13 protein-coding genes are annotated in these 11,758 nt (G+C 48.1%); 4 read left to right on the plus strand and 9 right to left on the minus strand.

The window, feature by feature from the left end:
- Nucleotides 1–14: 14 nt before the first annotated feature.
- The 5 genes from K0H60_RS16130 to rplU all read right to left on the minus strand — a co-directional run bounded on the left by K0H60_RS16130 (nucleotide 15) and on the right by rplU (nucleotide 3,233).
- Entirely contained in the window at nucleotides 15–488 is a 474-nt protein-coding gene (locus K0H60_RS16130) for a threonine/serine exporter family protein (RefSeq protein WP_011621694.1), read from the minus strand.
- On the minus strand, nucleotides 485–1,246 hold the full coding sequence (locus K0H60_RS16135) for a threonine/serine exporter family protein (RefSeq protein WP_220056355.1): 762 nt from the start codon (nucleotides 1,244–1,246) through the stop codon (nucleotides 485–487). Before K0H60_RS16135 ends, K0H60_RS16130 begins: the two co-directional genes overlap by 4 nt.
- A gap of 27 nt (nucleotides 1,247–1,273) precedes the next feature.
- Nucleotides 1,274–2,440, minus strand: coding sequence for an Obg family GTPase CgtA (cgtA, locus tag K0H60_RS16140; RefSeq protein WP_011621692.1), 1,167 nt, complete (start codon nucleotides 2,438–2,440; stop codon nucleotides 1,274–1,276).
- 212 nt (nucleotides 2,441–2,652) lie between these two features.
- Entirely contained in the window at nucleotides 2,653–2,907 is a 255-nt protein-coding gene (rpmA, locus tag K0H60_RS16145) for a 50S ribosomal protein L27 (RefSeq protein WP_007650346.1), read from the minus strand.
- A 14-nt stretch (nucleotides 2,908–2,921) separates the two neighbouring features.
- Nucleotides 2,922–3,233, minus strand: coding sequence for a 50S ribosomal protein L21 (gene rplU / locus K0H60_RS16150; protein ID WP_011073451.1), 312 nt, complete (start codon nucleotides 3,231–3,233; stop codon nucleotides 2,922–2,924).
- A 273-nt stretch (nucleotides 3,234–3,506) separates the two neighbouring features.
- Between rplU and ispB the strand changes: the two genes are divergently transcribed.
- Nucleotides 3,507–4,478 (plus strand): octaprenyl diphosphate synthase, encoded by a 972-nt coding sequence (ispB, locus tag K0H60_RS16155; RefSeq protein ID WP_220058184.1) that lies wholly within the window; start codon nucleotides 3,507–3,509, stop codon nucleotides 4,476–4,478.
- A gap of 76 nt (nucleotides 4,479–4,554) precedes the next feature.
- Here the strand turns inward: ispB and ung are convergent, their stop codons facing one another.
- Nucleotides 4,555–5,214 carry a uracil-DNA glycosylase gene (gene ung / locus K0H60_RS16160; protein ID WP_220056356.1) on the minus strand — a complete coding sequence of 220 codons (660 nt, stop codon included), beginning with the start codon at nucleotides 5,212–5,214 and terminating at the stop codon, nucleotides 4,555–4,557.
- Nucleotides 5,215–5,514: 300 nt separating this feature from the next.
- Nucleotides 5,515–5,952 (minus strand): hypothetical protein, encoded by a 438-nt coding sequence (locus K0H60_RS16165; protein WP_220056357.1) that lies wholly within the window; start codon nucleotides 5,950–5,952, stop codon nucleotides 5,515–5,517.
- A 395-nt stretch (nucleotides 5,953–6,347) separates the two neighbouring features.
- Between K0H60_RS16165 and K0H60_RS16170 the strand changes: the two genes are divergently transcribed.
- Nucleotides 6,348–6,665 carry a DUF3144 domain-containing protein gene (locus tag K0H60_RS16170; protein ID WP_086902723.1) on the plus strand — a complete coding sequence of 106 codons (318 nt, stop codon included), beginning with the start codon at nucleotides 6,348–6,350 and terminating at the stop codon, nucleotides 6,663–6,665.
- Between the two features lie 106 nt (nucleotides 6,666–6,771).
- Here the strand turns inward: K0H60_RS16170 and K0H60_RS16175 are convergent, their stop codons facing one another.
- Both K0H60_RS16175 and K0H60_RS16180 read right to left on the minus strand, forming a co-directional pair.
- Complete coding sequence (locus K0H60_RS16175; RefSeq protein WP_011621685.1) at nucleotides 6,772–7,386, minus strand: LysE family translocator; 615 nt, start codon at nucleotides 7,384–7,386, stop codon at nucleotides 6,772–6,774.
- An 86-nt stretch (nucleotides 7,387–7,472) separates the two neighbouring features.
- Nucleotides 7,473–9,023 carry a S10 family peptidase gene (locus K0H60_RS16180; RefSeq protein ID WP_220056358.1) on the minus strand — a complete coding sequence of 517 codons (1,551 nt, stop codon included), beginning with the start codon at nucleotides 9,021–9,023 and terminating at the stop codon, nucleotides 7,473–7,475.
- Between the two features lie 203 nt (nucleotides 9,024–9,226).
- On the opposite strand from K0H60_RS16180, the gene K0H60_RS16185 reads away from it, so the two are divergent.
- Together K0H60_RS16185 and K0H60_RS16190 are read left to right on the plus strand one after the other, a co-directional pair.
- Nucleotides 9,227–9,772 (plus strand): thioredoxin family protein, encoded by a 546-nt coding sequence (locus K0H60_RS16185; RefSeq protein WP_220056359.1) that lies wholly within the window; start codon nucleotides 9,227–9,229, stop codon nucleotides 9,770–9,772.
- A gap of 514 nt (nucleotides 9,773–10,286) precedes the next feature.
- Entirely contained in the window at nucleotides 10,287–11,753 is a 1,467-nt protein-coding gene (locus K0H60_RS16190) for a sigma-54 interaction domain-containing protein (protein WP_220056360.1), read from the plus strand.
- The last annotated feature ends 5 nt before the right edge of the window (nucleotides 11,754–11,758 follow it).

The raw sequence follows: 11,758 nt of genomic DNA on the forward strand, positions 1-11,758 counted from the left end.
CTTTGGTATTGTTTTTATTGAATAACAGGGCGGGTTCTAAAATACAGCAGACTCGGTAAAGCAAGGCCCACCGACAGTGCGCCTAAGATAAACACGGTTTTTAAGCCGTTACTGATCACTTGTCCGGTCAGCTCTTGGCTAACCTGCGACTGCGCCGTTAATTGCACTAGGGCTATTACGGTATTAAAGGCATAGGTCCCAGGGATCATCGGGATAATGGCCGCAACGGCATACATCAAGGGCGGCGCGAGGTGACGCTTGGCAAAGCCGATAGTGATAGTCCCCACTAAAGCCGCGGCGGCAAAGGTCGCCCATTCGATAGGCAAGCCAAATTGCAACATTAGCGTGCGTGAGCTATGCCCGATGGCGCCTGCAAGCGCGCAGTAGGGTAAGAAACGTTTCGGCACGTTAAACACCATGGCAAAGCCGACAGCAGGGATAGCCGAGAAAAAGGCATCGTGCAATAGCGTCCACAGTAAGGCGATCATAGGAAGATCCCCCCTAGCTGCATCGCAATGGTGATACCAATAACGGATGACACGGTAAGCAAGGTGGCATGGCCCCAGCGGGAAATCCCCACGTTCATATGGCCTTTGACCATATCAGAAATCGCATTGATCATCGGAAACCCCGGCACCAACATCAACACACTGGCCGCCATGGCCGCCTGCGGGGTCTCACTCAAGTTAAACACATAACCCGTCTGCGCCAATAAGCTAGTGACAAATGCCGTCACCGCAAAATTAACCAGCAAATTAAAATGCCGCTTGGCAATCGCAAGGCGCACCGACATCCCGACCGCGGAGGCAAAAAAGGTGATAACTGATGCGGCAACATCGCCATTAAACAGGTGACAAAAACTGGCGCAGGACAGGCCTATCATCAAGATCACGAGATACGGCGGATAGGTCTTAGGTTCAATCCGCGCTAAGCGTTTACGCACTTCGTTGGGGCCATAGAGACCTTTTTCCGCCAACAAACAGATGCGCTGCAACTCGCAGACTATGGTCATATTGATGCCATGCTCGCGGATCCGACGCGTCGTCGTGATACAGCGACCATGCACTAAACTGGTTAACACGAGGGAATTAGAGGAGATGGAAAGCTCAACACTTGCCAATCCTAAGGCCTGACCTAGGCGCTGGCTGATTTCTTCAACTAAATCAGATTCAGCACCGTAGGCCAGTAGCAGTTGTGCGACACGCACAACCTGCCGAGTAATATCATTTTGAGTATCTGCGTACACGGGACTCTCAAAACTTAGATAGGGATATTATCTTTGGTAGATCACTTCTACATCGTAGTCGTCATCATCAAAGTCATCGTCGAATTCATCGTCATAGTCTTCATTGATCGCATCAATGTTGGCTTGATGATAATTGTCCCACTTGAACTCAACCTCTGCATCTGGGTTCGCATCTTTATCTTCCGGTGGAAGACTTTGGATGAAGTCCAGCAGCTTGGTGGCTAATTCTTTAGTGCCATCGCGGCTATAGGCAGAAATGGTATAAACATCTCCTTCCCAACCTAATTCCTTAACTACGCGAGCAACCTTCTCTTTCAGCTCATCTTCGAGCAGCAGATCCGCCTTGTTAAAGACTAACCAACGTGGCTTGCTTGCCAATTTTGGCGAATATTTTTCAAGTTCACCGACGATCGCACGGGCAGAATCCACTGGATCTGTACCATCAATTGGCTCGATATCGATGATATGTAACAGAATACGGCAACGTTCTAAATGCTTTAAGAAGCGAATACCCAGACCCGCACCTTCTGCCGCGCCTTCAATCAAACCAGGAATATCGGCGATCACAAAGCTTTGACCAGGGCGAGGGTTAACAACACCTAGGTTAGGCACTAACGTCGTGAAGGGGTAATCGGCAACCTTTGGTGTTGCACGTGATACCGCGCGAATAAAGGTCGATTTACCCGCGTTAGGCATACCGAGCAAGCCTACGTCAGCTAACAACAGCAGCTCTAATTTCAGGCTACGGACTTCACCCGGAGTACCTAAGGTCTTCTGACGTGGAGCACGGTTAGTACTGCTCTTAAAGCGCGTGTTGCCTAAGCCGTGGAATCCGCCTTTAGCCACTAATAGCTTTTGGCCATGGGTGGTTAAATCGCCGAGGACTTCTTCGGTCTCATCATCAATAGCACGCGTACCCACAGGCACTTTTAAAATCAAATCTTTACCGCTATGGCCAGTACAGTCACGGCCACGGCCATTTTCACCGCGCTCTGCCATGTGAAAACGTTCAAATCGGTATTCAATCAGGGTGTTGTGGTTTTCATCGGCCTGCAGATAGACACTGCCACCATCGCCACCATCACCACCATCAGGACCACCATCGGGGATATATTTTTCGCGTCTGAAACTCACACAACCGCTACCGCCGTCGCCTGCTTCGACCCTAATTACTGCCTCATCGACAAACTTCATACTTACTCCTGGCATCACTGAATGAAGGAATTATACCGTTTAACTTCATCGGTCGCCAAAAAACTCGAGATACTTGCTCCCAATCTTACCAGCCAACGCCCTCAATTTGATAAAGATTTACCAAACTCACCAGAAACGCAGGTAAATAGAAGCATAAAAAACAGAAAGCCCCACCAATGGCGGGGCTTTACAGTATAAGCTAGACTCGAAAATTAAGCTTCGATGCTAATAAACTTACGGTTATTAGGACCTTTAACTTCGAATTTTACTTTACCGTCAGTCAGAGCAAACAGAGTGTGGTCACGACCAATACCCACGTTTACACCAGCGTGGAATTTAGTACCACGTTGACGAACGATAATGTTACCAGCTAGAACTGATTCACCGCCAAAGCGCTTAACACCAAGACGTTTACTTTCTGAATCACGGCCGTTACGAGTAGAACCGCCAGCTTTTTTATGTGCCATGAGTTAGACTCCTATTATGCGTTGATAGCAGTAATTTTAACTTCGGTGAACCACTGACGGTGGCCCAACTTCTTGTCGTGGTGCTTACGACGACGGAACTTAACGATAGTTACTTTCTCGCCACGACCATGACTTACTACTTCAGCAACGACTTTACCGCCAGCTACTAAAGGAGCACCAACGTGCACTTTTTCACCGTCAGCGATCAGTAATACTTGATCGAATTCAACAGTTGAACCAGTAGCAACTTCTAATTTTTCTAAACGAACTGTGTGGCCTGGGGCTACACGGTGTTGTTTACCACCACTTTGAAAAACAGCGTACATAGCTATTTTACTCCGATATTCCTAACACGCTGGCTCACACTATGGGAGGCAGGGTGCTACAAAAACTTTATTGACAATGGGCGCGGAGTTTACGCGAAGAATCCTTATCTGGCAAGCCCTAATTAGGAAAGAATAAAAAAAGGCCGGAATAACTCGCACATTAGTAGTGTGAGTACTGTCATATGTCGGAATTTTAGGTAAAATTCATTCTATATAACACGTGAGCCTAAAATAGAGGCCGGGTACGTAATGGCCCCACAACCAGAGTCTATTATGGATTTAAACGCTATTCGTCAACTGGCTGACACTGATATGCAAGCAGTCAATCAGCTGATCTATAAACAGCTGGAGTCAGATGTCGCCCTGATAAACCAGTTAGGTTTCTACATTATTAATGGTGGTGGTAAACGTCTTCGTCCTTTACTGTCCGTCCTCGCAGCACGCGCCGTCGACTACCAAGGTGAAGCTCACCTTAAGCTTGCCGCGATTATTGAATTTATTCATACCGCTTCATTACTGCACGATGATGTGGTCGATGAATCGACCCTCAGACGCGGCCGCGAAACCGCCAACGCGCTCTTTGGTAACAGCGCCAGTGTATTAGTGGGTGACTTCCTTTATACCCGCTCATTCCAAATGATGACCGAACTCGACAGCATGCGAGTACTGCGTGTATTAGCCGATACCACCAACGTATTGGCCGAAGGTGAAGTATTGCAGCTAATGAACTGTAACGACCCTAATACCACAGAAGAAAGCTATATGCGGGTGATCTATTGCAAGACCGCTAAGCTATTCGAAGCCGCCACGTTACTGGCCGCAGTATTAGCAGGCGCTACACCCGAGCAAGAAAGCGCATTAGGCGACTATGGCAAATATTTAGGTACAGCCTTCCAGTTGACCGACGATTTACTCGACTACACCGCCGACAGTGAAGAGTTAGGTAAAAACATCGGTGATGATCTCGCCGAAGGTAAGCCGACCTTACCGCTGATCTATGCGATTGCCCATGGCACAGAAGAAGAACAGCAACTCATTCGCCAAGCGATTGAGCAAGGTGATGGCACCCACGCCATTGAGAAAATTGTTGCCGCTTTGCATCACTGTGGCGCGCTCACTTACACTCAGCAAAAAGCCATTGAAGAATCCAACAAGGCGATTGCAGCGTTGGCGGTATTACCTGACAGTGACTTCAAAACCGCATTAATTTCGCTGGCAAAAATCTCCGTTGATCGTAGCCACTAATTGGCAGCGATAAATCAATAAAAAGGCCTTGCTATGCAAGGCCTTTTTATTTTTAACATTCTTTATCAAAGCGAACTTAAACCTGCCATTGGATCGGCGCTTCGCCCCGTGCCATCAGCAGTTGATTCACTTTAGAAAAATGCCCACAACCGAAGAAGCCGCGATAAGCCGACAGTGGTGACGGGTGGGGTCCCGACAGAATTTGATGCTGTGGCGCAGTAATCACCGCCCCCTTTTTGATGGCATGACTGCCCCAGAGTACGAAAATAATCGGCCTCTCCTGCGCATTAAGCAGCTTTAACGCCTCAGTGGTAAAGGTTTCCCAGCCTGCATTAGCATGGGAGTGGGCTTGCCCTTGTTCCACCGTCAGCACGGTATTGAGCATCAAAATCCCCTGCTCCGCCCATTGGGTTAAATCACCATGGTTTGGGATTTGGAAACCGGGAATATCGTTCACCAACTCTTTATACATATTGGCTAGCGATGGCGGCGGTTTAACGCCTCGCTTAACCGAGAAACACAGACCGTGGGCTTGGTCCGGACCATGGTAGGGATCTTGACCAATAAGCACTACACGCACTTGCTCCAATGGGGTTGTTTTAAAGGCGTTGTACACATCCTCTTTAGGAGGATAGATTACCTTACCCAATTCACGCTCTTGATTCACAAATGCTATCAACTGCTGGTAATAGGGTTGAGAACGTTGATGGTCAATAAATGCCTGCCAAGTCGCCAAAATCTGTTTCTCTTGCTTAAGTTACGATGCCGTTAGCTTAAAAGTGATAGCGCGACATGACAAGCCAACTCAGGTTTTTATTCCCGAGTCTTGAGATATCGCAAGCATATTGCGGCCTAAACCTGTTCTGTCCCTTTGCTTAAGGCAATCGATTGCTATCGAGAAACGCCCCGTATCGCAAAAGTTAACTCGAGCAAAGTTGAGTGTTGTGCCCTGTTGTGTCTAGACGCTTTGGTTCATTAAATGACTCTGATAAGCCATCAACTAGCGTGATAGGGGCGTTTGTTCAAACAATCCCTATTAATCGCGACCACGGTGGCCATGGCCACGATCGTCGTCATCCCTATCTTTGCGGCGCTCATGTTTGTCGTAATGTTTGTGGTGATGCTTATCCTGTTTATAGGAGCGATAACGGGGTACGTACTCATCGCGATACCAGACATCCTGAACAAAATAGACCGGGCGGCCGCAGGCACCGTAGGAGGCACAATAGCGACCCCATTTTTTTGCATGACCAGGCGGCACGTGCAGATAGATAGGTTCATACACGACCCGAGACTGCTCTATCACGATAGGCTGTTCGTAAATCACCTGTGGACGAGGAAAATTACCAATATTGATCTGACCGTAAAAGTTTGGATCGCCGATGTTAATCGACACTCCGACATCTGCCGCAATGGCCGAAGATGAAGCTGCAGCGAGTAGTAAGGCTGACAGAGTAAGTTTAATTGCTTTCATGGCGGTTCTCCTGTTGATGGAAGCAGTATGCGAGTGGCTAACTGAACAGAAGATGAATCTTCACAGGAGGCTAAATCAGATATTATTTTCCCCGCACCTCCATGTATAAGATGTATTTCGGCAGACTATCTACATCCCAAATCGGCAAGAATTTAAATCACGATGACAGAACAGACCTGCATCTTCCGCCTTGAAACGATGCAGCAAAACCCATTGATACCAAATACAATATCGCCCAATCAACCATCAAACTAACCGCAATTGAGCCATAGGTAACGTGCGAAGAATTAGGCTCATCACAACCGATTTAGATCCCAATACTTAAGCCTAAGCGGTTCCTTCCTGCTGAATTTAGGATAGAATCGCCCACCAATAAATTATTTTGAGTAAGCGCTATGACTGATACCAGCAACACCACGATTTTTGAACTTGCCGATCAATTTATTGCCTTAGCTAATCAGCTAAGCCAGCAGGAAGGTGATGTCGGTAAAGTCGGCACAGCCCTGCGTTTTGCCGCAGCGCGTTTTAACGCCTTTGAAGCCGCGATAAAATCTGCCGATTTAGGCGCAGAAAAAGACAATGCGCTCGACTGGTTTAGCGCCGAATACCGCGAAATGCTAAGCGACAACCTAGACGACCATATCGCTAATCCACCCGTTATGCAGGAAGAAGCGGTTGCTGTGGATGACTCGGTACAAATTTTTAAAGGCTGATGATGCGCTAAAAGCCAAGCATCGCCTGCTAAAATCCCATAAAAAACGCCATCTTGTGATGGCGTTTTTTTATCTCTTCGCACTCATCAATACGCATTGTGATACGTTAGAGGGTGTACACTACCCGTATCGCGAGCAGGATCAGTACCACACCAGAAAGTTTATCGATAAGTCCCGCTTTTTCCCGTAACTTAGGCAATACACTCGAATGCGACAGCAGCAAGGCAATCAAGGTGTACCAAAGCCCATCAACCACCAAAGGCGTAAGCACGATAAGTGCTTGACCCGTCAAGCTATCGGCCACCATTACAAACTGGCTAAACAGCGCTAAGAAGAACAACATAATCTTAGGATTGAACAGGGAAATTGCAATACCATCGCGCGCCGCAGTGAGCGTATCCGTCGCCTCCCCCGCCGCAAGTTTTGCCTGCATGCCACCGTTTGAGCGCAATGCTTGGATCCCCATCCATGCGAGATACAGCGCGCCTAAAATCGCGATCCCATTAAAAATCAATGGCGCTTTTTTCAATACAACGGCCAGGCCGAGTAACGTCACTAACGCATAAATGCCAATACCAATCGAGTGCGCCCAAGCGCAAACGATCCCCTTGCCGCGACCACCGCCCAAGGTATGACGCACAACCATGGCCAAACTCGGCCCGGGAGACATAGCGCCCAAGCAACAAATCGCCAACAGCCCTAACCAAGTACTAAAGCTCATTTTTAACCCTTTAAAGCATAAAAAGGCCCTCTATAGGGCCTTCACAGGAGTGGCAGTTTAACACTGGCCAAACAATACGGTCACTCTCATTTAGCCGCGTTAGGATGATAAAAAGCGCGGATATCCTGCACCAGTTGCGCAAGCGATGCGGGCTCTATATACATCATGTGGCCTGCCTTGTAGTAATGCATAGTGACGCGGCTATTATCTATACCATTATCGGCAAAGGTGTTTTCGGTCGCGAAGAAGGGCGTTGCAAAATCGAAATAACCGTTACCGACAAAAATGCGTAGGTCTTTATTCTCGCGCTGCGCCTGCCCTAAATAGGGCGCCACATTCACATAATGCATTTGCTTACCGCTGATATTCCAGTTCCAGCCACGGTTAACATCGGTGGAGAGCACGTTGAAGGGACGCGATAACTTAACCCCTAAATCCTCATATAAATATTGATGGATAGCCGCCGTATAAGCGCCATCGATACCATAACCCGAAGGGTCATTATCGGTCGAATCACCGCCACTGTCGTAATCTTTGCCGGTGTAGCGGCTGTCTAATCGCCCAACGGTCAAATCCTGATCCCTGAGCAATTCCTTGGTATAGCGACTCGCACTCACCCGTAAATTCACTCGGTCAAGATAAGACTCACTCAAGCCCGTAAAACGCGCCAACTGTTTGCGTACACTCTGATAATCGCTTTGCGCCAAACGGCTACCCTGCAATAGAGCTAAGGCGTAATCCTTGATTGCGAATTGACGCGCCTGTTCGACAAACGCTTCGAGCCCCAAGGCCTTGTCGGCCTCGCTGACTTTATGGTGATAAAACGCGGTAGCCGCCATGGTCGGTAAAAAACCAATGTAGGGTTGGTTATTACCCGGTTGATAGCGAGCGTGGCTAAAGTCGAGAATCGATGAAATCAGCATCACGCCATTGACCGAGATATCGGTCCAACCGCCTTGGAGCTCATCCACTAATGCCGCGGCTCGCGTCGTACCATAGCTTTCCCCCGCCAGATACTTGGGCGAATTCCAACGCTTATGTTCAATCAACCAACGGCGCATAAACTCGGCGATGGATTGGGCATCTTCTTTCACGCCCCAAAAATCGGCGCCTTTCTTCTCTCCGAGGGCGCGGCTAAAACCCGTGTCCACAGGGTCGATAAACACTAAGTCTGATTCATCGAGTAACGAGTAATCGTTGGCCTCAATCCGATAAGGCGCCGCCCCATCATCTTTAGCATCACCTGGCACAATCACACGTTTTGGTCCAAAGAGCCCCATGTGCAGCCACAGCGAGGCAGAACCTGGGCCACCGTTAAAAATAAACGTGACCGGGCGTTTACTGCTGTCTTGCACATCATCCCGTAAATACGTAATAGAGAAGATGCTCGCCTGAGGCTCACCCTTATCATCCTCTAAAATGGTCTCACCACTGATGGCCTGATAACTGATCTTCTGATTTTGAATCGTCATTCTGTGCTTAGTGGTCACCACCTCTGGCACTAGCTTATCCACTTTGGCATCGCTTTTTTTAGCTGGCTCGGCATGGCCGACCATGGACACAGTGAATAACAAGGGCAGCAACACACTTGCCCATATCAGCCTTGAGGGCGTTTGCTTCTCTGTTAGCGCTCGCATTAATCGTCCTTCCCTTCCGTTGTAATTATTTTGTGGTCTTTTTATTAATACACCAGCTTACAAAGACTGTGCACTCGGCGCAAAAGCACAATTGCAACCGAATGCGTCAAAGGTTTAATCGGCTTTTAAAGCATAAATTCACGCAGATTTAAGCTGTTAGCCGCTAAGATAGATTGGATTATTGGAAACTCATGTAGGCATCTATGGGCACTATCACTCTTATCAGTCTGGTCATTCTCGCATTACTTGTGGGTGCAATTGGCCTGTTAATCTGGCAACGCAGCAAAGGTAAACGCATTCCACTGGCGGTAATTTTTGTGTTGGGATTTTTCGCCGTCGGCCTAGGCGGAATTATCGGTTTTGTACATAAAGGCGAAGATTATCAAGCCTATCAAAAGCTGCAGTGGCACACACTGGCACCTGAAAAAATCGCGCCGCTGGTCGCCGATGGCTACACAGTGTTTGTGGATATCACCTCTGATTGGTGCAGCATTTGCCAAACCAACAAGGCTGAAGTCACGCATAGGGAACAAGTGGTGAATGCACTGATGGCCGACAAGGTTATTTTGATGCAGGGAAATTGGAGCGAAGCCGATTCCACTATTGCGGGTTACATGAAGCATGAAGGCGTACCGGGCACACCTTACAATAAAGTCTATGGCCCAAGGGCGCCTAACGGCATAGTGCTGCCTTCAACACTCACCATAGATGCCGTGCTTAATGGCTTAGCGCAGGCGAAAGCACTGTAAGTGGTATATTGACTTGGCTTAAACCTCAAAAATCGAAGCCGTAAAGCTCAACACTCGCGTAAAAAAAAGGCTGCATCGCAGCCTTTTTGCACACTTCAAATCAGTAGAAAGCAATTTTCCGGAAAGGTGGGCAGAAAACTACTCCGTACTCTTAACAACCGTCTAACCCCAAAACGCTATTTAACTCGCTCGATCACTCACACCGTACTTCAATAAACATCCCCGCGTTGCCGTGAATCCCCAGTATTAAGGGCAAGCCTGCTTTGTTCAGGTCAACTTAGCCAAAGATATTTATGAAACATTTTTATAACAATTTAATCCTTTACGCCAGCATTAAATACAACTTTCGAACGATTAAAATATAAGCTTTTTATTATCAACAGGTTAATGGTCAGACCTCTAAGCTTGCCTCTAAAGCATTCACTTCAAGCATTACTGAGTTACTCGCGATATATCGCGACACGATTCAAGGCGTTATACTTAGGGCACTCATTCGTATTAGGGAATCAGCTGAATGACATCAATAGAGCCCGCCGCAATGCCCTTGGATAAACATTTTCTGCCAGAGAACCAATTACTACTTAATGCCGTGGGTGAAGGCATTTATGGATTTGATTTAAATGGTAATGCTGTCTTTATCAATCCCGCCGCCGAGCGCATGACGGGCTGGAAAAATGAAGAGTTACTCGGCAAAAATATCCATAATTGCCATCATCATAGCCACGCGGATGGTAGTCATTATCCGCAGGAAGATTGCCCCATCTACAATACGTTAAAAGATGGCATAGCAAGGGAAATTACCCACGATGTGTTCTGGCGTAAGGATGGCAGCAGCTTTCCAGTGTATTACAGCTCTACGCCCGTCTATCGGGATAACAAGCTTATCGGCGTAGTCGCGATATTTCGCGACATCAGCATTCAGAAACAAACCGAGCAGTCGCTACGCCAAGCTTTGGCGCAGGTTCAGGCTCTGTCGGAGCAACTTGCCAGCGAAAATCACTATCTCCAAGCCGAGTTAGCCGATAAGACCGGCGATGTGGATATTTCGGGCAGTAGCGCGGTGATCCGCCATATGATCCAGCAACTGCATATGGTGGCCAATACCGATAGTACCGTGTTGATTTGTGGCGAGAATGGCACAGGCAAAGAACTGGTTGCCCGTAATTTACATCAACTGAGTCGCCGTAAAGAGAAACCCATGATCAGCGTTAACTGCGCGGCGTTTTCAGCCTCACTGCTAGAGAGTGAGTTGTTTGGTCATGAGAAAGGCGCCTTTACGGGTGCGACTCAGCAGCGCAAGGGCCGCTTCGAGCTCGCCCATCAAGGCACACTGTTTCTCGATGAGGTGGCCGAATTAAGTTTGGAGGCGCAATCTAAGTTACTGCGAGTGATCCAAGAGCAATCCTTTGAACGACTCGGCGGCAGTGAAACCATCAAGGTCGATATTCGCTTAGTCGCCGCCAGCCACCATGATTTACTCAAGCGCGTTGAACAGGGCTTATTCAGAATGGATCTCTATTACCGCTTGAATGTCTTCCCAATTCAAGTGCCGCCGCTGAGGGCAAGGCTTGAAGATATGCCCGAGCTTGTCAGCCACATTTTGCATTCCCTAAACCGCAAACTCGGTAAGAAACTGCGCGGCGTAAGCCAAAAAGGTCTGCAAAAACTGATGGCCTACAGCTGGCCTGGCAATGTGCGCGAATTACAGAATATCCTCGAACGGGAGGCCATTTTATCCCAAACGGATATTTTACAAATCCATGCCATGCCTACGCATCATCTGCAGACTCAAACCGCGGCTTCACCATTACAAACCTTGGCCGAGGTGGAAGCACAGCATATAGAGCAAACATTAAAGCAGCTCAATTGGCGTATTTCAGGCCCCAATGGGGCGGCCAATGTGCTCGGAGTTCCGCCAAGTACACTCAGATCGCGAATGAAGAAACTCGGGATTACACGCCAAACCCCTGCGGAAGAATAGCCTTA

Source organism: Shewanella mangrovisoli, assembly GCF_019457635.1.
GTDB lineage: Bacteria > Pseudomonadota > Gammaproteobacteria > Enterobacterales > Shewanellaceae > Shewanella > Shewanella mangrovisoli.

Bases quoted from the DNA above. Each gene is read 5' to 3' on its own strand.
- K0H60_RS16130 (WP_011621694.1), bottom strand. From the start codon at position 488: ATGATCGCCTTACTGTGGACGCTATTGCACGATGCCTTTTTCTCGGCT.
- cgtA (WP_011621692.1), bottom strand. From the start codon at position 2,440: ATGAAGTTTGTCGATGAGGCAGTAATTAGGGTCGAAGCAGGCGACGGC.
- rpmA (WP_007650346.1), bottom strand. From the start codon at position 2,907: ATGGCACATAAAAAAGCTGGCGGTTCTACTCGTAACGGCCGTGATTCA.
- rplU (WP_011073451.1), bottom strand. From the start codon at position 3,233: ATGTACGCTGTTTTTCAAAGTGGTGGTAAACAACACCGTGTAGCCCCA.
- ispB (WP_220058184.1), top strand. From the start codon at position 3,507: ATGGATTTAAACGCTATTCGTCAACTGGCTGACACTGATATGCAAGCA.
- K0H60_RS16165 (WP_220056357.1), bottom strand. From the start codon at position 5,952: ATGAAAGCAATTAAACTTACTCTGTCAGCCTTACTACTCGCTGCAGCT.
- K0H60_RS16170 (WP_086902723.1), top strand. From the start codon at position 6,348: ATGACTGATACCAGCAACACCACGATTTTTGAACTTGCCGATCAATTT.
- K0H60_RS16175 (WP_011621685.1), bottom strand. From the start codon at position 7,386: ATGAGCTTTAGTACTTGGTTAGGGCTGTTGGCGATTTGTTGCTTGGGC.
- K0H60_RS16180 (WP_220056358.1), bottom strand. From the start codon at position 9,023: ATGCGAGCGCTAACAGAGAAGCAAACGCCCTCAAGGCTGATATGGGCA.
- K0H60_RS16185 (WP_220056359.1), top strand. From the start codon at position 9,227: ATGGGCACTATCACTCTTATCAGTCTGGTCATTCTCGCATTACTTGTG.
- K0H60_RS16190 (WP_220056360.1), top strand. From the start codon at position 10,287: ATGACATCAATAGAGCCCGCCGCAATGCCCTTGGATAAACATTTTCTG.